20 protein-coding genes and 1 tRNA gene are annotated in these 19,419 nt (G+C 60.4%); 16 read left to right on the top strand and 5 right to left on the bottom strand.

The genetic code is table 11. The annotated features are described in order from the left end of the window. Positions 1–39: 39 nt before the first annotated feature. From RWJ89_RS14610 to RWJ89_RS14595, 4 genes are all read left to right on the top strand, one after another. Entirely contained in the window at positions 40–489 is a 450-nt protein-coding gene (locus RWJ89_RS14610; protein ID WP_003545621.1) for a phasin, read from the top strand. 130 nt (positions 490–619) lie between these two features. Beyond that, positions 620–696 (top strand) — tRNA-His (locus RWJ89_RS14605). Between the two features lie 95 nt (positions 697–791). Next, positions 792–1,235, top strand: a complete 444-nt coding sequence (locus tag RWJ89_RS14600; RefSeq protein WP_168324211.1) for a DUF4174 domain-containing protein — start codon at positions 792–794, stop codon at positions 1,233–1,235. Between the two features lie 55 nt (positions 1,236–1,290). Next, a complete protein-coding gene (locus RWJ89_RS14595; protein ID WP_168324212.1) occupies positions 1,291–1,458 on the top strand; it encodes a hypothetical protein in 168 nt (55 codons plus the stop codon). On the opposite strand, the gene RWJ89_RS14590 is transcribed toward RWJ89_RS14595, so the two are convergent. Both RWJ89_RS14590 and RWJ89_RS14585 read right to left on the bottom strand, forming a co-directional pair. Further along, entirely contained in the window at positions 1,455–2,336 is an 882-nt protein-coding gene (locus tag RWJ89_RS14590; RefSeq protein ID WP_131664769.1) for a LysR family transcriptional regulator, read from the bottom strand. The two genes, RWJ89_RS14595 and RWJ89_RS14590, sit on opposite strands and share 4 nt — an antisense overlap. Further along, the gene (locus RWJ89_RS14585) at positions 2,333–2,647 is read right to left on the bottom strand and encodes a putative quinol monooxygenase (protein ID WP_222010043.1); all 315 of its coding nucleotides are present in this window, start codon (positions 2,645–2,647) and stop codon (positions 2,333–2,335) included. The genes RWJ89_RS14590 and RWJ89_RS14585 overlap by 4 nt, the downstream gene beginning before the upstream one ends. 193 nt (positions 2,648–2,840) lie before the next feature. Here RWJ89_RS14585 and RWJ89_RS14580 point away from each other — a divergent pair, with 193 nt between their 5' ends. From RWJ89_RS14580 to RWJ89_RS14545, 8 genes are all read left to right on the top strand, one after another. Continuing rightward, on the top strand, positions 2,841–4,337 hold the full coding sequence (locus RWJ89_RS14580; protein ID WP_020048532.1) for a CoA-acylating methylmalonate-semialdehyde dehydrogenase: 1,497 nt from the start codon (positions 2,841–2,843) through the stop codon (positions 4,335–4,337). A gap of 338 nt (positions 4,338–4,675) precedes the next feature. Continuing rightward, positions 4,676–5,158 (top strand): iron-responsive transcriptional regulator RirA, encoded by a 483-nt coding sequence (gene rirA, locus RWJ89_RS14575; RefSeq protein ID WP_017959053.1) that lies wholly within the window; start codon positions 4,676–4,678, stop codon positions 5,156–5,158. Between the two features lie 339 nt (positions 5,159–5,497). After that, positions 5,498–7,093, top strand: a complete 1,596-nt coding sequence (locus tag RWJ89_RS14570) for an ABC transporter substrate-binding protein (RefSeq protein WP_017992988.1) — start codon at positions 5,498–5,500, stop codon at positions 7,091–7,093. A gap of 87 nt (positions 7,094–7,180) precedes the next feature. Continuing rightward, positions 7,181–8,185 carry an ABC transporter permease subunit gene (locus RWJ89_RS14565; protein WP_017959055.1) on the top strand — a complete coding sequence of 335 codons (1,005 nt, stop codon included), beginning with the start codon at positions 7,181–7,183 and terminating at the stop codon, positions 8,183–8,185. A 9-nt stretch (positions 8,186–8,194) separates the two neighbouring features. Then, positions 8,195–9,085 carry an ABC transporter permease subunit gene (locus RWJ89_RS14560; RefSeq protein ID WP_131619305.1) on the top strand — a complete coding sequence of 297 codons (891 nt, stop codon included), beginning with the start codon at positions 8,195–8,197 and terminating at the stop codon, positions 9,083–9,085. Continuing rightward, positions 9,085–10,101, top strand: a complete 1,017-nt coding sequence (locus tag RWJ89_RS14555; protein WP_025393213.1) for an ABC transporter ATP-binding protein — start codon at positions 9,085–9,087, stop codon at positions 10,099–10,101. The genes RWJ89_RS14560 and RWJ89_RS14555 overlap by 1 nt, the downstream gene beginning before the upstream one ends. After that, a complete protein-coding gene (locus RWJ89_RS14550; RefSeq protein ID WP_316031069.1) occupies positions 10,098–11,051 on the top strand; it encodes a peptide ABC transporter ATP-binding protein in 954 nt (317 codons plus the stop codon). The genes RWJ89_RS14555 and RWJ89_RS14550 overlap by 4 nt, the downstream gene beginning before the upstream one ends. A 27-nt stretch (positions 11,052–11,078) precedes the next feature. Further along, positions 11,079–11,618 (top strand): gluconokinase, encoded by a 540-nt coding sequence (locus RWJ89_RS14545; protein ID WP_316031068.1) that lies wholly within the window; start codon positions 11,079–11,081, stop codon positions 11,616–11,618. Here RWJ89_RS14545 and RWJ89_RS14540 read toward each other — a convergent pair. The 3 genes from RWJ89_RS14540 to RWJ89_RS14530 form a co-directional block, all read right to left on the bottom strand. Next, positions 11,608–12,855 (bottom strand): NAD(P)/FAD-dependent oxidoreductase, encoded by a 1,248-nt coding sequence (locus RWJ89_RS14540; RefSeq protein ID WP_316031067.1) that lies wholly within the window; start codon positions 12,853–12,855, stop codon positions 11,608–11,610. The two genes, RWJ89_RS14545 and RWJ89_RS14540, sit on opposite strands and share 11 nt — an antisense overlap. A gap of 76 nt (positions 12,856–12,931) precedes the next feature. Next, positions 12,932–13,435, bottom strand: coding sequence for an isoprenylcysteine carboxyl methyltransferase family protein (locus tag RWJ89_RS14535; protein WP_316031066.1), 504 nt, complete (start codon positions 13,433–13,435; stop codon positions 12,932–12,934). Then, the gene (locus tag RWJ89_RS14530) at positions 13,432–14,484 is read right to left on the bottom strand and encodes a type III polyketide synthase (protein ID WP_316031065.1); all 1,053 of its coding nucleotides are present in this window, start codon (positions 14,482–14,484) and stop codon (positions 13,432–13,434) included. The genes RWJ89_RS14535 and RWJ89_RS14530 overlap by 4 nt, the downstream gene beginning before the upstream one ends. 168 nt (positions 14,485–14,652) lie before the next feature. Here RWJ89_RS14530 and RWJ89_RS14525 point away from each other — a divergent pair, with 168 nt between their 5' ends. The 4 genes from RWJ89_RS14525 to RWJ89_RS14510 all read left to right on the top strand — a co-directional run. Beyond that, complete coding sequence (locus RWJ89_RS14525; RefSeq protein ID WP_222062394.1) at positions 14,653–15,189, top strand: tetratricopeptide repeat protein; 537 nt, start codon at positions 14,653–14,655, stop codon at positions 15,187–15,189. 47 nt (positions 15,190–15,236) lie between these two features. Beyond that, positions 15,237–15,842, top strand: coding sequence for an RNA polymerase sigma factor (locus tag RWJ89_RS14520; protein WP_316031064.1), 606 nt, complete (start codon positions 15,237–15,239; stop codon positions 15,840–15,842). Further along, positions 15,839–16,642, top strand: coding sequence for an anti-sigma factor family protein (locus RWJ89_RS14515; protein ID WP_316028822.1), 804 nt, complete (start codon positions 15,839–15,841; stop codon positions 16,640–16,642). The genes RWJ89_RS14520 and RWJ89_RS14515 overlap by 4 nt, the downstream gene beginning before the upstream one ends. Before the next feature lie 575 nt (positions 16,643–17,217). Beyond that, on the top strand, positions 17,218–19,419 hold a 2,202-nt coding region (locus tag RWJ89_RS14510), incomplete at its 3' end, for a M10 family metallopeptidase (protein ID WP_316031135.1).

Raw genomic sequence — 19,419 nt, 5'->3', positions numbered from 1 at the left:
TACCAGGCAGCGACTGCCTCAGCCCAAAGGATGCGACCCATGGCTACCATAAAGACCGACGACGTTTTTTCAATCGCTTCTTTCGACCCGTCCAAGTTCACGGAATCCTTCCGTGAATTCGCCGAAAAGGGCGCTCAGCAGTCGAAGGATGCCTATGCCAAGCTGAAGACCGCTGGCGAGGAAGCCGGCAAGACGCTCGAAGCCACCGTCCAGACGGCACAGGCCGGCTCGGTCGAGATCGGCCTGAAGGCGATCGACATCCTGCGCATCAATTCCGAGAACTCGCTGTCGCACTTCGAAGCGCTGCTCGGCGTCAAGTCCCCGGCCGAATTCTTCGAGCTGCAGACCTCGTTCATCCGCAAGCAGGCCGAACTCACCGTCGAACAGGCGAAGTCGATCCAGGAAACCACCAAGCAGGTGGCCGAAAAGCTCGCAAAGCCCTCCAAGGACGCCGCCGAAAAGGCCATGGCTTCCTTCAAGGTTGCCTGATCGGTCTTTACCGATCGGAGATAAAAGGCTGGACCTCGCGTCCAGCCTTTTTGTATATTGACGAGGAATGGGACTTGAATTCCTCGCCAAGTCCTCGTATGTGACCCCCGTCGCGCCAAGCGCGATTTATGCGGTTGTAGCTCAGTTGGTTAGAGCGCAGGTTTGTGGCACCTGAGGTCGGAGGTTCGAGACCCCCCAACCGTACCATTTCCCCCCACCACCAGAATGAAAACTTGGTTCCTGTCGTTTCGATGGAACCCATGTCGCACCGGACCGTTCTCCATGTTAACGGGAGAATATGCATGTCGAAAACCCTGCTCTACGGTGCGACCAAAATCGACGAGACCAACAGCGCTTATGCGCCGGTCGAAAGCCTCGCCCGGTTTCAGTGGAAGAACCGCGTCTTTATCCTATTCGCCGACAGGGATAATTCCCGCGCCGCCCGGCAGGAAAATCAGCTGCTGGCCAACCGCTCGGCCCTCGATGAGCGCGACCTGGTGGTGCTGAAGATTTCTGGCGCCGGCGTCCGTCCGCTCTTCGGTGCGGCCGACGGCCTCGACGGCGAAGCGATCCGCCGCGATCTCGAGGCGCCGGAGGTCGGCGAATTCGCCGCTTTCCTTCTCGGCAAGGATGGCACCGTGAAGCTCAAGGCCAGCGAGCCGATTACCGATGGCGAGCTCTTCGCCATCATCGACAGCATGCCGATGCGCGCTGCCGAATCGCTGAAGCCGGACAAGTTGTCCTGATATCGCTGAGAATCAAGATCACGAAGCAGACCAAGATCATGAAAGGGAGGCGGTCATGTCCGTGCCCAACGAACCCATTCCAGACCAGCCGCCGATGCCCGGGCCTGGCTGGAAGCCAGAGCCTCCGATCAAGGAACCGGAGCCTGACCGGCTGCCCGACGAAGCGCCGGTTCCCAATCCCGACGAGAACGACGAACCGGCAAAACACACTTTCGAGCCTTAGAGAAAGATGTGCCGTTCGGCGCTGACGAGTTCCTGAAGAAAATCGGCGACGCTCCTGACGCGTAGCAGGTCGCGCGCGGTTTCGTGATAGGTCGTCCAGTAGGCGCGCCGGATCGAAACCTCCGGCAGAATGCGCTGGAGTTCCGGATATTGCCTGGCGATATAATCATGCAGGATGCCGATGCCGGCGCCTGTTCGCACCGCCTCCGTCTGTCCGATCGCCGTCGAAATCTCAAAGCCTGCATCCCAGCTCCGCATGACTGCGCCGGAAAAATTCAGGGACGCGGTGAAGATCAGGTCTTCGACATAGCCGATGCGGCGATGCGCCTTAAGCGCGTCGATATCGGCAGGTGTTCCCTGGGACGCCAGATAATTTCGCGAGGCATAAAGGCCGAGCGTGTAATCCGTCAGCTTCGAGGAAACGAGCCGCCCTTGGTCGGGTCGCTCGAGCGTGATGGCGATATCGGCCTCGCGCAGCGAGAGCGAGAAAGAGCGTGGAACCGGCACGAGTTGGATCTTCAGTTCCGGATGGCGCTCGATCAACCTGCCCATGCGCGGCGCAAGAAAGGAAACACCGAAGCCGTCGGGCGCGCCGACGCGCACAGTCCCGGCAATTGCCGTATCTGTGTGGCCGAGGCTGGCCTGCACGGCCAGCATTTCCGTTTCCATCCGCTCTGCGGATGCCAGGAACACTTCGCCTTCGGCCGTCAGCTCGCAGCCATTCGTGCGACGGATGAAAAGCCGCGTCTTCAACGCCTCTTCCAGCGAAGTCAGTCGGCGCGAGAGCGTGGCGTGATTGAGCCCCAGCCGCTTCGAGGCGGCAAGGATCTGCCCGGTGCGGGCGACGGCGAGGAAAATACGAACATCGTCCCAGTTCATGGCTTGGCACGCATTGCGATCGGATCGACCTCGATAAGCGTCAGCGATGTCACCATGTGCGCCGTCTGGTTCTTGTACTTAAGGAAATGCGGTGTTCGCAGATGGGCCTCGTATGCTTCCTGGTGGGCGTAAACTTCAAGGATCCGGATCCGGTTTGGGTTGTCCCTGATGGAAACAGCGCTCAGGGAAAGGACGCCGTCTTCCAGCGCGACGGATGCTTCGATTTCTTCCGTGAGCAATGCACGATAGGTTTCAAGCGTGTCCGGATCGATCTCCAGCTCCGCCATTCTGACGACGGGTTTCCGGCTCATCGGTTTGACCTCCCCCAGGGTTTGACTTGTCGGCGTTTGACTTGTTGGCGTGCCGTGCCAAGTTTGGAAGCAACGGCAGCGCCTGATGCAATGATGGAGCTATAATTTGCGCACAACGGTTGCTTACATCAGCGCATTGATTTGTGCAAATTGAAGTGCGATTGTCGGCCATCCAAAAACAGGAGGAACACCCATGCGTGAGATCGGTCATTTCATCGGCGGCAAACAGGTTGCCGGCACCAGCGGCCGCGTAAGCAATGTCTACAATCCGGCAACCGGCGAAGTCCAGGCGACGGTCGCGCTCGCAAGCGTCGAGGAATTGCGCGCCGCCGTCGAAAATGCCAAGGCTGCGCAGCCGAAATGGGCTGCCACCAATCCGCAGCGCCGCGCCCGGGTCTTCTTCAAGTTCGTCGAACTCCTGAACAAGCACATGGACGAGCTTGCCGAAATCCTCTCCAAGGAGCACGGCAAGACGATCGAGGATGCCAAGGGCGACGTGATCCGCGGCCTCGAAGTCTGCGAGTTCGTCTGCGGCATTCCCCATCTCGCCAAGGGCGAGTTCACCGAAGGCGCCGGGCCGGCGATCGACATGTATTCGATCCGCCAGCCGGTCGGCATCGGCGCCGGCATCACCCCCTTCAATTTCCCGGGCATGATCCCGATGTGGATGTTTGCGCCGGCGATCGCCTGCGGCAACGCCTTTATCCTGAAGCCCTCCGAGCGCGATCCTTCCCTGCCGATCCGACTCGCAGAACTGATGATCGAGGCCGGTCTGCCTGCCGGCATCCTCAACGTCGTCAATGGTGACAAGGGTGCGGTCGACGCGATCCTTACCGATCCCGATATCGGCGCCGTCTCCTTCGTCGGCTCGACGCCGATTGCCCGCTACGTCTATGGCACGGCGGCGATGAACGGCAAACGCGCCCAGTGCTTCGGTGGCGCCAAGAACCACATGATCATCATGCCCGATGCGGACCTGGATCAGGCCGTCAACGCGCTGATGGGCGCAGGCTACGGTTCGGCCGGCGAGCGCTGCATGGCGATCTCTGTTGCCGTTCCGGTTGGCGAGGAGACCGCCAACCGCCTCGTCGAGAAGCTGACGCCGAAGATCGAATCCCTGCGCATCGGCCCCTATACCGACGACAAGGCCGACATGGGCCCGCTCGTCACCAAGGAAGCCTATACCCGTGTTCGCGGGTTGATCGACCGCGGCATCGAGGAAGGCGCCAAGCTCGTCGTCGACGGCCGCGATTTCAAACTCCAGGGCTATGAAGACGGTTATTTCGTCGGCGGCTGCCTGTTCGATCACGTCACGCCGGAGATGGATATCTACAAGACCGAAATCTTCGGACCTGTCCTCTCCGTCGTTCGTGCCCAGAACTATGAGGAAGCGCTGTCGTTGCCGATGAAGCACGAATACGGCAACGGCGTTGCGATCTACACCCGCGACGGCGATGCCGCCCGCGATTTCGCCTCGCGCATCAATATCGGCATGATCGGCATCAACGTTCCGATCCCGGTTCCGCTCGCCTACCACTCCTTCGGCGGCTGGAAGGCATCGAGCTTCGGCGACCTCAATCAGCACGGCACGGATTCGATCAAGTTCTGGACGAAGACCAAGACCGTCACCGCCCGCTGGCCCTCCGGCATCAAGAGCGGCGCGGAATTCGTCATGCCGACGATGAAGTGATCGTCACGACAGCCCAATCTGCTATCTGTAATTCGGGGGCCTTTTGGCTCCCGAATTTTTCCTCGTGATGGTGATTGCCGGCGATATCGGCCCGGCGTCGAGGATGTCCGGAGACAAGGTCTGCTCACCATCTGCTTTTCCCCAGTGCCGAGGTCAAACTGGTGCGCAAAGGCACGCCCGAGCGCAAGCAGGCGATCCTCGATTATGTCGAGATCCTGAGGCGGGATTGACGTCGCGGCAAATGGCCTCATAAGCTGAATGCGAATTTCATATTTTGGAATTGTTCAAAACTAGCAAACCGCCTATATAGGTCTGAACAGACGAGTCAGGAGAATGGCATGCGGTTGACGAAGCAGACCAACTATGCGGTTCGCATGTTGATGTATTGTGCTGCCAACGACGGGCACTTGAGCCGGATTCCGGAAATCGCCAGGGCCTATGGCGTTTCCGAGCTCTTTCTTTTCAAGATCCTCCAGCCGCTCAACAAGGCGGGCCTGGTCGAAACGGTGCGCGGTCGCAACGGCGGTGTGCGCTTGGGCAAACCGGCCGCCGACATTAGTCTTTTCGACGTCGTTCGGGTGACGGAAGACAACTTCGCCATGGCCGAATGCTTCGAGGACGACGGTGAGGTCGAATGCCCGCTGGTCGATAGCTGCGGTTTGAATTCGGCGCTGCGCAAGGCGCTTAACGCCTTCTTCGCCGTGCTTTCGGAATACTCCATTGACGACCTCGTCAAGGCGCGTCCGCAGATCAACTTCCTTCTCGGAATCACCGGCGAGCCGGCCTATCGCAAACCCGCGATCGTTGCCCCCGCCGCCTGATCAAAAGACCAGGATGAACTTCTGAACCGCGGTTGCCCCCAGCAACCGCGGTTTTTGTTTTTGCGGGCATCTCACATAGCCTCCGGAACGGAGAAATGCCGGCTGCGTGTCGCGATGGGCGCGTTTTTATACCAAATGCGACAAAATTTCGGTCTTTTTTGTGCGAATATTTCCGAATGGGGCTGATTTTTGACGGAAAATTTCTAAAATTGTCCAGCTGGAAAAATTTTCTGCGTAGCCCGTTGCTTTCAGTAAATAAATATCGTTCCATCGAGCGTCGACCGGGATGGCAATCTACGGTCTCCAAACATCAAAAAAGAACAACCGGGAAACAATATTATGAAAAAGATCTCTGTCCTGCTGGCAGCGACGGCCTTGATTTCCGTCATGGCGACGTCGGCCTGGTCCAAGACCCTTGTTTATTGCTCCGAGGGCTCGCCGGAAGGCTTCGACCCCAGCCTCTATACGGCAGGCACGACCTTCGACGCGTCGTCGCGCACGGTCTATAGCCGCCTCGTCGAATTCAAGCATGGCGGGACCGAGATCGAGCCGGGCCTGGCCGACAGCTGGAGCGTTTCGGCCGACGGCACGGAATACACCTTCAAGCTTCATCCTGGCGTCAAGTACCAGACCACCGACTTCTTCACCCCGACGCGTGACTTCAATGCCGACGACGTCATCTTCTCGTTCGAGCGTCAGCTCAAGGCTGACAATCCGTGGAACAAGTATGTCGAGGGTGGCTCTTACGAATACGCCGCCGGCATGGGCTTTCCCGAGCTGATCAAGTCGATCGAGAAGGTCGATGACCTCACCGTCAAGTTTGTCCTTAATCATCCCGAAGCGCCGTTCCTCGCCGACCTGGCCATGGACTTCGCCTCGATCGTCTCCAAGGAATATGCCGACAAGCTTGCCGCCGACGGCAAGATGGCGCAGCTCAACCAGCAGCCGCTCGGCACCGGACCGTTCACCTTCGTCGCCTACCAGCCGGATGCCGTCATCCGCTACAAGGCGAACGAAACCTATTTCAAGGGCAAGGAAAAGATCGACGATCTGGTTTTCGCGATCACCTCTGATGCTGCCGTCCGCGCGCAGAAGCTGAAGGCCGGCGAATGCCACCTCATTCCGTATCCGAATGCGGCCGACGTCTCCGAACTCAAGAAGGACGAGAACCTGACCGTGCTCGAGCAGGCCGGCCTGAACGTTTCGTATCTCGCCTACAACACCTTGATTGCTCCCTTCGACAAGGCCGAAGTCCGCAAGGCGCTGAACATGGCAATCAACAAGCAGGCGATCGTCGACGCCGTCTTCCAGGGTGCCGCAGCCGTTGCCAAGAACCCGATCCCGCCGACGATGTGGTCCTATAACGATGCCGTCGTAGACGACAAGTACGATCCCGATGCGTCGAAGAAGATGCTGGCAGATGCCGGCGTCAAGGATCTGAAGATGAAAATCTGGGCGATGCCGGTTTCGCGTCCGTACATGTTGAACGCGCGCCGCGCCGCAGAATTGATGCAGGCCGACTTGGCCAAGGTCGGTGTCGATGCGGAAATCGTCACCCATGAATGGGCCGAATATCTGAAGCTCTCGTCCGACAAGAATCGCGACGGTGCCGTCATCCTTGGCTGGACCGGCGACAACGGCGACCCTGACAACTTCATGGATACGTTGCTTGGCTGCGACGCTGTCGGCGGCAACAACCGCGCTCAGTGGTGCAACAAGGAATTCGACGATCTGATGACGAAGGCCAAGCTGACGGCCGACGTCGCCGAGCGCACGAAAGCCTATGAGCAGGCTCAGCTGATCTTCAAGAAGGAAGCTCCCTGGAATACGCTCGACCACTCATTGGTCTTCGTTCCGATGAGCAAGAAGGTCTCGGGCTTCCTCATGGACCCGCTCGGAATTCACCGCTTCGACGGTGTGGACATTTCCGAATAATAAAAAATCTGTAAACTGCCCGGTCAACGCCGGGTGCGGCCGGCGGTCAGGTTCCCCTGACCGCCGGAAACTATTGGAAAACCTGCTATGTTGCGTTTTTTCATCGGCCGCCTCGCGGTGCTGATCCCGACATTCCTTGGCGTTTCGCTGATAGCCTTCTCGTTTATCCGCATGATCCCCGGCGACCCCGTCATGCTTTTGTCGGGTGAACGTGTGATGGCGCCGGAACGTCACGCCCAGATCATGCACGATCTCGGTTTCGACCGGCCCATATATGTGCAGTATTTCGATTATCTCGGAAAAGTGCTGCAAGGCGATCTCGGCACCTCGATCGTCACCAAGCGGCCCGTTCTCGGCGAGTTCTTCACATTGTTCCCGGCAACGCTGGAGCTTTCGCTCTGTGCCATCATTATCGCCGTCTGTCTTGGCGTGCCCGCCGGCGTCTTTGCGGCCGTCAAGCGAGGCACGTGGTTCGATCAGAGCGTGATGGGTGTGGCGCTCATCGGTTATTCCATGCCGATTTTCTGGTGGGGTCTGCTGCTCATCATCTTCTTCTCCGGTTATCTCGGCTGGACGCCGGTTTCCGGCCGCATCTCGCTGATGTATTTCTTCAAGCCAGTCACCGGATTCATGCTCGTCGACAGCCTGCTGTCGGGCCAGAAGGGAGCCTTCGCCTCGGCCGTCAGCTACCTCATTCTGCCGACCATCGTGCTGGCAACCATCCCGCTCGCCGTCATCGCACGCCAGACGCGTTCGGCGATGCTCGAGGTGCTGGGTGAGGACTATGTCCGCACCGCGCGCTCCAAAGGCTTGAAGCCACTGCGTGTCGTCGGCGTGCACGCGCTGCGCAACGCGATGATCCCTGTCATCACCACGATCGGTCTTCAGATCGGCGTTCTTCTTGCCGGCGCCATCCTCACCGAAACGATCTTCTCCTGGCCGGGCATCGGCAAATGGATGGTCGATTCGGTCTTCAAGCGCGATTACGCCGTCGTCCAGGGCGGCCTTCTGCTGATCGCCGGCGTCATCATGCTGGTCAATTTGATTGTTGATGTTCTCTATGGCTTCATCAATCCGCGCATTCGTCACTAGGAGCGGTCCATGAGCACGGTCACCGTCAAAACCGGCCAGCCATCCGCTCTTGCGGAGTTCTGGCATTATTTCTCCCGCAACAAGGGCGCCGTCATCGGCCTCGTGGTGTTCAGCATCATCCTGGTCGTTGCAGTCCTTGCGCCGCTCTTTGCGCCGCATGCGCCGAACGAGCAGAACCGCCAGGTGCTGCTGGCCGTACCGTTCTGGATGGAGGCGGGCAGCGCCTCCTACCCGCTCGGAACGGATGCCGTCGGCCGCGATATCCTCTCGCGCCTGATCTACGGCGCGCGGTTCTCGCTCTTCATCGGCGTCGTCGTCGTCACGCTTTCGGTCATTTCAGGCGTCCTGATCGGCCTCGTTGCCGGATTTTTCCGCGGCAAGATCGATACCGCAATCATGCGCCTGATGGATATCATCCTGGCCTTCCCCTCGCTGCTGCTGGCTCTCGTTCTGGTGGCCGTGCTGGGACCCGGTCTCACCAATGCGATGATCGCGATTTCGCTGGTCAACCAGCCGCATTTCGTCCGGCTGACGCGGGCCTCGGTCATTTCAGAGCGCGAGAAGGAATATGTGATCGCCTCGCGGGTCGCCGGTGCGGGCACCTTCCGGTTGATGTTCAAGACGATCCTGCCAAACTGTCTTGGGCCACTGATCGTTCAGGCGACGCTCGCCTTTTCGGCGGCGATTCTCGATGCCGCTGCCCTCGGTTTTCTCGGCATGGGTGCCCAGCCGCCGACACCCGAATGGGGAACGATGCTGGCCGAATCCCGTGAGTTCATCTCGCGCGCCTGGTGGGTGGTGACATTCCCGGGTCTTGCCATCCTCATCACCGTTCTCGCCATCAACCTGATGGGTGACGGCCTGCGCGACGCGCTCGATCCCAAACTGAAGAGGTCGTGATGTCACTCCTCGAGATTGAAAATCTGACGGTCGAATTCCAGACCTCTTCCGGTCTATTCCGCGCCGTCGACGGCGTGTCGCTTGCCTGCGATAAGGGCGAGATCCTGTCGGTCGTCGGCGAATCCGGCTCGGGTAAATCCGTGGCCATGCTGGCCCTGATGGGGCTTCTGCCGTGGACGGCGAAGATCACCGCCGACCGGATGCAGTTCGACGGCAAGGACCTGCGCGGCATCTCCGCCCGCCAGCGCCGCAGGATCATCGGCAAGGATATGGCGATGATCTTCCAGGAGCCGATGTCGAGCCTCAATCCGTGCTTCACGGTCGGCTTCCAGCTCGGCGAGACCCTGCGCTTTCATATGGGCCTCAACCGGAAGGAGCGCCGCCAACGCTCTATCGAGCTCTTGAACCTCGTCGGCATTCCGGCGCCGGAAGACCGCCTGTCGAACTTTCCGCATCAGATGTCCGGTGGCATGAGCCAGCGCGTCATGATCGCCATGGCGCTCGCCTGCAATCCGAAGCTCCTGATCGCCGACGAGCCGACGACCGCGCTCGACGTGACGATCCAGGCGCAGATCCTCGATCTGCTCGTTCGCCTGCAGAAGGAGCAGGGCATGGCGCTGGTGCTGATCACCCACGACATGGGTGTCGTCGCCGAAACCGCCGAGCGCGTGCAGGTGCAATATGCCGGCCAGAAGGTCGAGGAACAGCCGGTGAGGGCACTGTTCCGCGATCCGCATCATCCCTATACCGCAGCTCTGCTGGCAGCCCTCCCCGAACGCGCCAAAGTCGGCCAGCGTCTTCCCTCGATCGCCGGCGTCGTTCCCGGCCAGCATGGTCGCCCGACAGGCTGTCTTTTCGCGCCGCGCTGCGGTTATGCCACGGTCGAATGCGATCGCGGCGTGGTGCGCCAGGGCCCGGAGCTCGGCCAGGCTTTGTGCAATTATCCATTGAAGGACGGCAAGCCGCTGGGGCATCCCGGTGTCATCGCCGTTGAAACTGCAGGAGACCTGGTATGACGGGCGCTGTTCTTGAGGGCAGGGATCTCGCCCGTTTCTACACGGTCAACCGCGGTCTCTTCAAAGCCGACGCAACCGTCAAGGCGCTGAACGGCGTCAGCTTCAGCCTGCATTCCGGCAAGACGCTCGCCGTCGTCGGCGAATCCGGCTGCGGCAAGTCGACACTCGCCCGTCTGGTCACGATGATCGAGGATCCGACGGCCGGCGAATTGCTGATCGACGGCAAGCCGGCGCGCGTCGGCGACCGCAGCTTGCGCAGCCAGGTGCAGATCGTCTTCCAGAATCCTTACGGCTCGCTCAACCCGCGCCAGAAGGTCGGCGCGATTCTTGAAGAACCGCTGAAGATCAATACCGATCTCGATGCCGCCGCCCGCCGTCGCAAGGTGGAGGAGATGATGGCCCGCGTCGGTCTGCGTCCGGAGCATCATGGCCGTTACCCCCATATGTTCTCCGGCGGCCAGCGCCAGCGCATCGCCATTGCCCGCGCCCTGATGCTGCGGCCGAAAGTGCTGGTGCTCGACGAGCCGGTTTCGGCCCTTGATCTGTCGATCCAGGCGCAGGTGCTGAACTTGCTGATGGACCTGCAGAAGGAGATGGGCCTTGCCTATCTCTTCATCTCGCACGGTCTCTCGGTCGTCCATCACATCGCCGACGAGGTGATGGTGATGTATCTCGGCCGCCCGATCGAAACCGGTCCTGCCGCCGAAGTCTTCGCCCGGCCGCGCCATCCCTATACGGCCGCCTTGTTGTCGGCGACCCCGATCGCCGATCCCGAGCGCGAGAAGACCCGCATCCGCCTTCAGGGCGAACTGCCGTCGCCGTTGAAGCCGCCGACGGGCTGCCACTTCAACCCGCGCTGCTGGAAGGCGCAGGACTATTGTCGCCAGGTTTCTCCCGAATTAAGGGGAGAAGGCGCACAACAATATGCCTGTCATTTCCCGCTCGACTGAGCGGGAAGCAAAGTTTGAGGAGGAAGCATGCCGGATGAGCGGACAAACAAAGCCCATGCGATCATCGTCATGGGGGTCAGCGGCTGCGGTAAATCCTCCGTCGGCGAGAAGCTTGCCGAAGCCCTGCACCTGGCCTTCGTCGAAGGTGATGCGCTTCATCCCGCCGCCAATGTCGAGAAGATGTCGAAGGGCATTCCGCTGACCGATGAGGACCGGATGCCCTGGCTCGACCGGATCGGCGAAGACATCAAGGCCTCGCTGGAGAAGAGCGAGGGTATCATCGTCTCCTGCTCGGCGCTGAAGCGCCTTTATCGCGACAGGCTGAGGGTCGCTGCCGGCGGCAATTTGTTCTTCGTTTATCTCGAAGGTTCCAGGGCGCTGCTGATGAAGCGTATGGGCGAGCGCAAGGGACATTTCATGCCAGTCTCGCTGCTCGACAGCCAGCTGGCGACGCTTGAGGTGCCCACAGGCGAGCCGGGCGTCGTCACCGTCGATATCGACGACACGGTGGAAGGCATTGCGGCGACCGCTCTCAAAGGTCTCGCTTCTCTCGGCATCACGGGTTGAAACGCTGCGGCGAATAGGCCGCAATATCGATGAACGGTGTCTCGCCGGTGATGAGTTCGGCAAGCACGCGGCCGGTCACCGGCCCGAGCGTCAGCCCGTGATGGGCATGGCCGAAGGCAAACCACAGGCCCTGATGGCGCGGCGCCTTGCCGATAACAGGCATCATGTCCGGCGTGCAGGGGCGCGCGCCCATCCACGGTTCGGGATCGAGCCTGCCTCCGAGTGGGAAGATGGTGCGCGCCACGGCCTCGGCGCGGTCGAGCTGGACCGGCGTCTTCGGCGCGTCGAGCGTAGCAAATTCCGCCCCGGTCGTCAGGCGGATGCCGCGGTTCATCGGCGCAAGGAGATAGCCGCGTTCGGCATCCAATGTCCAGTTGTTGAGCACGGCATTACCCTCGGCGGCATAGTGCATGTGATAGCCGCGCTTGACGCCGAGCGGGAAGGAATAGCCGAGCCGGCGCGTTGCAACGGCCGCCCAGGGGCCGAGTGCCATCACGGTATCGTCGGCTTCGAGCGGACCTTCCGCGGTCATGATTTTCCAGCCGGAGCCGAACGGACCGAGCAAGGCGGCGTCGCCCGTGACGAACCGGCCGCCGAGACTTTCGAAATAGCGGCGATAGGCCGATGTCAGCGCATGCGGGTCGAGCACCGACCAGGGATCGCGCCAGCGAATACCGCCGGCGAAATCGCCGGTCATATCAGGTTCCATGCGGGCGATATCAACAGAAGTCAGGCTGTCATACTCCACCCCGAATTCATTCTGCCAAAGTGCTGCCTCCGCAAGCGCTTGGTCGCGCTTGGCTTCAGTGCGGAAAATCTTTATCCAGCCGTCCTTGCGGATCAGCCCTTCGGCCTGCGACGCCTCGATCAGATCCTTGTGTTCGACAACCGAATTTTCGATCAGCGGTGCATAGGCCCGGGTAATGATCGCATGGCGCGGCGCATTGGAGTTCCACCAGTAGCGGCCGAGAAAGGCGATCTGGCTCGGCAGCGTGCGCAGGTGATAATGCGCGTCGATGCGGTTATTCAGCGCATAACGCAGCAAAAGCCCGAGCTGCTGGGGAAAGCCGTAAGGTGCCACACCTTCCCGCTGGATCAGGCCGGCATTGCCGAACGAGGTTTCATTGCCCGGATCCTTGCGGTCGATCAGCGTCACCTGCCGGCCGCGGCGCTGAAGATGGATGGCCGTGGAAACCCCGACGATGCCGGCGCCGAGCACGATTGCGTTTTTCGCCATTTCCGCTTGCATTCCGCTTTGTTTATCGGGGTGAAAATGCCCGTGCCGATACCGCGACGCAAACGGAAAATCGCATTCATTTCAAAATCATTGCGCTTTTCAGTGCGGCATTTTCAGCCTTCACGCGGACATGGAGGATAAGCGCGTTGAGAATAGAAAAAACGATCGCGTAAAGCGGCAGACCGAAGGCGAGGGGAAGGGCGGCGATCTCGCCGACGACGATCGCATAGTTCGGATGGCGGAGGAAGCGATAGGGCCCGGATCTGACGAGCGGCGCGCCGGGCAGGATGATGATGCGCGTCGTCCAGCGGCCTTTCAGCGTCGCCAGCACCCAGAGCCGCAGCGCCTGCAGCCCCATGAACATCAGAAACCAGAAGAGCGCGGCAGGCCTGCCCGGTGCAATGAGCCAAAGGCCGATGATCCAGCCGGCATGCAGCGCCACCATGACGGGATAATGATCGGGTGCGACCTCTCTGGCGCCTCTGGCAAGAAGCGCCGCCGTATTGCGCCGGGCGAGCACAAGTTCCCCCAGCCGCTGCAGCGTCACGAAGGCAAGGAGCGCGACCGACGGCCACATCATGCGATCCTCCTGAGCGTCACGCAGCTGGCCGAAAAGCCCGGCCCCATGGCGATCATCGCGGCCCGCTCCGGCAACCCGGCGCGGATCGCCCGCTCCAGCACGAACAGGATGGTCGGCGAGGACATGTTGCCATATTCGGCAAGCACGGCCCGCTCGTGATCGAGCGTGCCCGGCACCATCGAAAGCGCGCTCTCCATCGCGGCTAGCACCTTCGTGCCGCCGGGATGGCAGATGAAGCGGTCGATATCCTCCACCTTCAACCTGTTGCGCGCCAGAATAGCCCCCACCGCCGGGCCGAGCTCCTTTTCGGCAAAGGGCGGCAGCGATTGCGCCAGCACGATACCGAAGCCGCCGTCGTCGATCTTCCAGCCCATGATATCGAGGGTGTCGGGAAAAAGATGCTCGCCGGTCGATTCCACCTCCGCCAGCCCGTCTTCGCCTGATCGCAGCACGCAGGAGGCAGCGCCATCGCCGAAAAGCGCTGTCGCGATGATGTTCGGCCGCGTCAGCTCGTCCAGCCGGAAGGCCAGCGTGCAAAGCTCGATCGAGACGAAAAGCACAACAGTGCCCGGCCGATTTCGCGCCAGCCGCGAGGCGATCGCAAAGCCCGACACGCCGGCGGCACAGCCGAGCCCGAAGACCGGCACGCGCTCGATGTCGGGTCTGAAACCCATCCGGCCAGCTAGCTGCGCATCGAGGCTCGGCGTCGTAAAGCCGGTGGAGGAGACCGTCACGACACAATCGACATCGCCGGCCTCAAGCCCTGCCTGACGAAGGGCCGAGCTGGCAGCCTCGACGAAAAGCCCGCCTGCCACCGCTGCAAAGGCCTGCATCCGGTCGTGCCAGCCATGCGGCTCGTCGAACCAGGCAAGCGGCCGCGCCGCATGGCGCTTTTCGATGCCGGCGCTATCGAAGACGCGGGCAAGATGGCGGAAATCCTCGAAGCGGTCGGCAAACAGCCGGGCCGAGGCTTCGACCGCCTGTTTTTGGAAAATGACATGTTCGGGTGTGGCAACGGCGAGGCTGACGAGTTTGACGGTGTCGGTCACAGAATTCTCCTTGTCCCTCCGGCGGAACGAAGGAAAACACGCGGACGCCCAATTTATTCAGCTCTGAAGCTTCACGAAAGGGTGAAGAAGGAAATGCAAGCAGCAGCCGAATAAAGCTGGATGCAGCGGTGTTCTCTCGTCGCAACGTCACTTTCGAGGAGTTTCCCCATGACGATCATGACAGCCCGCATCGCTTCCATCATTCTCGGCGGCTGCCTTGCCGCTTCTGTTGTCTCCGGCCCGGTTTTTGCGATCGGCGATGATAGCAGCACGACACCCACCTGCAAGAAGGGCGAGATCTACGACCAGAAGACCAAGAAATGCGTCAAGCAGCAGAGCGCCAACGTCTCCGACGAGAACCGCGCCGACTATGCCTATTCGCTGGCCAAGGCCGGTCGTTATGAGGAGGCGCTTGTCGTGCTCGACACGGTCAAGGATCAGAACACCGCCGAAGTGCTCAATTATCGCGGCTATGCCACCCGCAAGCTCGGCCGCACCGACGAAGGCATCTCCTATTATCTGCAGTCGGTGAAGATGGACCCGCAATACGCCAAGGTCCGCGAATATCTCGGCGAAGCCTATGTCATCAAGGGTCAGCTCGATCTCGCCAAGGACCAGCTGAAGTCAATCAAGGCGATCTGCGGCACGGCTTGCGAGGAATATCAGGATCTGAACGCTGCAATCCTCGATCCCTCAAAGATCTGATCAGCAGGCCACGGGCAGGAAAATGGAAGCACGAAAGGGATGTCAGAATGTCGGTCGCGCGCACGCATTTTCCTGCCTATAGTCGCGCCAGAATGGAATCGCCGGTTCATTCGGCGGTTTCGAGGGATGCAGGATCGGCGGAGGCGGCCATCGCGAGCGAAGCGGATATCAGGAGCGGCCTGACGGAAAATCTGGCAAGGCTCTGGCGTTATGGTCTCGTTCTCTCGCATCAGCGCGATGTCGCCGACGACCTGGTCCAGGCGACCTGCCTTCGTGCGCTGGAGCGCGCCGATCAGTTCATCCCCGGCACCCGGCTCGACCGCTGGCTGTTTTCGATCCTGCATTCGATCTGGCTGAACGAGATCCGCTCCCGCCGAGTGCGCCAGGGCCAGGGTTTCGTCGATGCCGGGCAGACGCTGACCTTCGACGGTGCGCACGATACCGAAACCCATGTGATGGCGGGTCAGGTGCTGAAGCAGGTGAATGCGCTGCCCGAGGCGCAGAGGACGGTGGTTTTCCTCGCCTATGTGGAAGGGCTTTCCTATCGCGAGGTTGCAGGCATATTGGATATCCCGATCGGAACCGTGATGAGCCGGCTGGCGGCGGCCCGCGCCAAGCTCTCCGACGCTGGACCGGAAGGGGGACGGCAATGACGACGAAACAGACCATTCCCTCCGACGAGGAACTGACCGCCTTCATCGACGGCGAACTGACGGCCGAAGAGGCTGCGCGCATTGAAGCCATCGTGAACGAAGACGAGAGCACCGCTGAACGGCTGGAATTCCTGGCGCGCGCCAGCCTGCCGTTCAAGCAAGTCTTCGCTCCGCTGCTCGCCGAAGCCCCACGCGAGAAGCTGGAGGCGATCCTCGCCGCCATCCCCGTCCAGCAACGCGCAAAATCCGCCTCCGCACCCCTATTCGCCAGCCGCCGCCGCTTCCTCGGCGCGCTCGCCGCCTCGCTGGTCGCCGGCATCGCCATCGACCGCGCCGTCATCGGCATCGGAGCACGCTTTTCGGCAAAGGATGAAAACAGCGAGTGGCGCGCCGTGGTCGCCGACTATGTCTCGCTCTATACTCCGGAAAGTCTGGCCGGCCCCGTGCCAGCCAGGGAGGACCAGGCCGCCCAGCTCGCCGGTCTTGACGAGAAGCTCGGCCTCTCACTCTCCCCCGAGGCCATCTCGCTCCCGGGCATCGATTTCAAACGCGCCCTGTTGCTGCAATATGACGGTAAGGCGCTCGCCCAGATCGCCTATCTCGACCCCGAGACCGGGCCGATGGCGCTCTGCATCGTCAAGTCTGACGCGGGGCCGAAGGCGCCGGACCTCGAAAGCCGCAAAGGTATGAATGTCGTCTACTGGTCGAATGCGACGCATGCCTTCATGCTGATCGGCCGCATCCCGGTAGACCGGGTGCAGGAATTGGCGGAGAACGCCCGGAGCAGGCTTTCAAGCTGACCAGCTCAGCGGGACTTCAGCTTCGCCGGGTTTTCTTGGGGAGCGCGTTTGAGCTCGAAATTGACGCTTTCAAGAAGGACATCGGCTTCACCACGGTCGGACAGGACGCCGTCGTCAAGCTCGAAGTTTTCCCTTCACTCGCTATGGAACGATCACAGCCGCGTCACCGAATTGCGGCAGATGCGATCCTCGAACCCGACGCGGGCACGCCGGAGACGACCCCGCGGCACAACAGCCGGAGACGACGTTCGGCGGCGCCGAAACAATGCGGACCTCTCGCTTTCCCGATATCACCGAGCCTGAGACTTAATAAATTTCAGCATATGACTGTAACGTCAATTTAAGTGCCGTCGTGGCAGCAATTGCGAAGGTTCGAACGGGCGAGCACAGGATCCTGGAATATGTCTTCTGGCCTTCGGTAGAGGTTGCGGCGGAAGCGCTTCATGAGCGTTAGTTACTGACGTCAAAAACTTTCCTTCTAAGAAATAAAGCTTTTAGTTGAATTTTCCCCTGAATTGGGGCAGAGGGAAACTGGCATTGGGCGCGGCTGTATGAGATGCGCAAACGGGGATTTTATGACGGACCTTATTACTCCGACGAAGATCGTCAACTGGACTGGCGATAACAAAGTTGACGGGCTTCTTGATCTCTTTGCCTGGGACGGAACGATAACCTATGCGTTTCCCACGACTTCGTCATCGTATAGCTATGGCCCCGAAAAATACTATTCTTTCACTCCAATTTCGTCGCAGCAGCAGTCTCTCGCCTTATTCTTTATGGAGCAGTCCTATGGGAATGCTGCAAACGACGGCTTCTCCGTAGAGGGGTTCACGAACGCCAACTTTGAGGCCGGAAGCGCGGGTACCGCAACGGTGCGGTTCGCTCAATCGTCGGATCCCTCTCTTCCGACGGCAGGGGCCTATATGCCAGCTGCCTATGGACGGGGTGGCGACGTCTGGTTCGGGACGCGATATGCTGGCACCGAAGATGATTATCGTTTCCCAAGGTTCGGCAACTATGCGGGCCATACCCTGGCGCATGAGTTGGGTCACGCTCTCGGACTGAAACATGCTCACGAAGGGGGAACAGTCGTTCCGAGCGCCTACGACTCGCTCGAATATACGATCATGACCTACCACACATTCATCGGAGACGATGAGAGTGGGGCCAAGTATGAGCATGATGGCGCGCCACAAAGCTTCATGATGCTCGACATTGCCGCCCTGCAGGAAATGTATGGTGCGGACTATACGACGAACAGTGGCGATACCGTCTATAGGTGGAATCCCAACCAGGGCATCACCTATGTCAACGGGGTGGCGGCCATCACGCCCGCTGCCAACAGGATCTTCGCAACAATCTGGGACGGCGGCGGTACCGACACCTATGATTTGAGTGCCTATACGACCGGCCTTAAAATCGATTTGCGAGCAGGGGGGCACTCTGTTTTTTCCCAGGGCCAGCTGGCCGACCTGGGAGGAGGCCCAAATAATGGCTATGCCCGCGGCAACATTTTCAACGCCCTTCTTTATCACGGCAATGTTGCATCGTTGATTGAGAACGTTCAGGCCGGCTCCGGCAACGATTCGATTGTAGGCAATGAGGCGGACAATACGCTCTGGGGCAATGCCGGAAATGATTCGCTTTCCGGCGGTTCCGGCAATGACACACTGATCGGCGGAACAGGCAACGACACCTATAATGTCGACAGTCTGGCCGACGTGGTGACTGAGGCGCTGAATCAAGGGACCGATCTGATCAGGACGTCGCTTTCTTCCTTTGCCTTGACCAATATTGCCAATGTCGAAAACCTCACCTTCACCGGCACTGGCGCTTTTACCGGAACTGGAAGCGGCCTCGCCAACACGATCACCGGCGGTGCCGGCAATGACTTGCTGGATGGCGGTGCCGGCAATGACACACTGATCGGAGGTGCTGGCAACGATATCTACGTGGTCGACGCTGGCGTCGATTTTGTGGTCGAGAGTGCGAACAAGGGGACGGACACCGTCCGGACGGCGCTTTCAAGCTCTATTCTCAGCAACAATGTCGAGAATTTGATTTACACGGGATCCTCCAACTTCACCGGCACTGGCAATGCGCTGGCCAACACGATCACCGGCGGCGCCGGCAATGATGTGTTGGATGGCGGGGCAGGCGCCGATACGCTGATCGGCGGTGCGGGCGACGACACCTATATCGTCGACAATGCCGGCGACAGCGTTGCCGAGAACGCCGCCGCGGGAACCGACACGGTCAGGACCGTGCTGGCAAACTATACGCTTGGCGTCAATGTCGAGAACCTCACCTATATCGGCACGGCAGCCTTTGTCGGGACAGGCAATAGCCTCGCCAACACCATCACTGGTGGTGTCGGCAACGACACGCTGAATGGTGGGGCCGGCGCTGACACGCTGATCGGCGGAGCGGGCAACGACATCTATGTGGTCGACAGTGCGAGTGACGTCGTCACCGAGTTGGCCAGCGCCGGCACAGACGAAATCCGCACGTCGCTTGCGACCTACTCGATCGCGGCACTGACCAATGTCGAGAACCTGAGCTACACGGGATCGGCCAGCTTCACCGGCACCGGCAATGCGCTCGCCAACAGGATCACCGGCGGCGGTGGCAATGATCTGCTGGACGGTGGCGCCGGCAATGATACGCTGATCGGTGGTGCTGGCAACGACATCTATGTGGTCGACAGTGCGAGCGACGTCATCACCGAGGCGGTCAGTGCCGGCACCGACGAAATCCGCACGGCGCTTGCAGCCTAC

Source organism: Rhizobium sp. 10PS4, from assembly GCF_032464805.1.
Taxonomy (GTDB): domain Bacteria; phylum Pseudomonadota; class Alphaproteobacteria; order Rhizobiales; family Rhizobiaceae; genus Rhizobium; species Rhizobium laguerreae.
This window is presented reverse-complemented; position numbering and strand designations above follow the sequence as displayed.

Excerpts from the sequence above, each read along its gene's own strand:
- RWJ89_RS14570 (WP_017992988.1), top strand. The coding sequence starts at position 5,498 with ATGAAAAAGATCTCTGTCCTGCTGGCAGCGACGGCCTTGATTTCCGTC.
- RWJ89_RS14590 (WP_131664769.1), bottom strand. The coding sequence starts at position 2,336 with ATGAACTGGGACGATGTTCGTATTTTCCTCGCCGTCGCCCGCACCGGG.
- RWJ89_RS14525 (WP_222062394.1), top strand. The coding sequence starts at position 14,653 with ATGACGATCATGACAGCCCGCATCGCTTCCATCATTCTCGGCGGCTGC.
- RWJ89_RS14555 (WP_025393213.1), top strand. The coding sequence starts at position 9,085 with ATGTCACTCCTCGAGATTGAAAATCTGACGGTCGAATTCCAGACCTCT.
- RWJ89_RS14585 (WP_222010043.1), bottom strand. The coding sequence starts at position 2,647 with ATGAGCCGGAAACCCGTCGTCAGAATGGCGGAGCTGGAGATCGATCCG.
- RWJ89_RS14580 (WP_020048532.1), top strand. The coding sequence starts at position 2,841 with ATGCGTGAGATCGGTCATTTCATCGGCGGCAAACAGGTTGCCGGCACC.
- RWJ89_RS14535 (WP_316031066.1), bottom strand. The coding sequence starts at position 13,435 with ATGATGTGGCCGTCGGTCGCGCTCCTTGCCTTCGTGACGCTGCAGCGG.
- RWJ89_RS14520 (WP_316031064.1), top strand. The coding sequence starts at position 15,237 with ATGTCGGTCGCGCGCACGCATTTTCCTGCCTATAGTCGCGCCAGAATG.
- RWJ89_RS14550 (WP_316031069.1), top strand. The coding sequence starts at position 10,098 with ATGACGGGCGCTGTTCTTGAGGGCAGGGATCTCGCCCGTTTCTACACG.
- RWJ89_RS14610 (WP_003545621.1), top strand. The coding sequence starts at position 40 with ATGGCTACCATAAAGACCGACGACGTTTTTTCAATCGCTTCTTTCGAC.
- RWJ89_RS14560 (WP_131619305.1), top strand. The coding sequence starts at position 8,195 with ATGAGCACGGTCACCGTCAAAACCGGCCAGCCATCCGCTCTTGCGGAG.
- RWJ89_RS14545 (WP_316031068.1), top strand. The coding sequence starts at position 11,079 with ATGCCGGATGAGCGGACAAACAAAGCCCATGCGATCATCGTCATGGGG.
- RWJ89_RS14600 (WP_168324211.1), top strand. The coding sequence starts at position 792 with ATGTCGAAAACCCTGCTCTACGGTGCGACCAAAATCGACGAGACCAAC.
- RWJ89_RS14515 (WP_316028822.1), top strand. The coding sequence starts at position 15,839 with ATGACGACGAAACAGACCATTCCCTCCGACGAGGAACTGACCGCCTTC.
- RWJ89_RS14540 (WP_316031067.1), bottom strand. The coding sequence starts at position 12,855 with ATGGCGAAAAACGCAATCGTGCTCGGCGCCGGCATCGTCGGGGTTTCC.
- rirA (WP_017959053.1), top strand. The coding sequence starts at position 4,676 with ATGCGGTTGACGAAGCAGACCAACTATGCGGTTCGCATGTTGATGTAT.
- RWJ89_RS14565 (WP_017959055.1), top strand. The coding sequence starts at position 7,181 with ATGTTGCGTTTTTTCATCGGCCGCCTCGCGGTGCTGATCCCGACATTC.
- RWJ89_RS14595 (WP_168324212.1), top strand. The coding sequence starts at position 1,291 with ATGTCCGTGCCCAACGAACCCATTCCAGACCAGCCGCCGATGCCCGGG.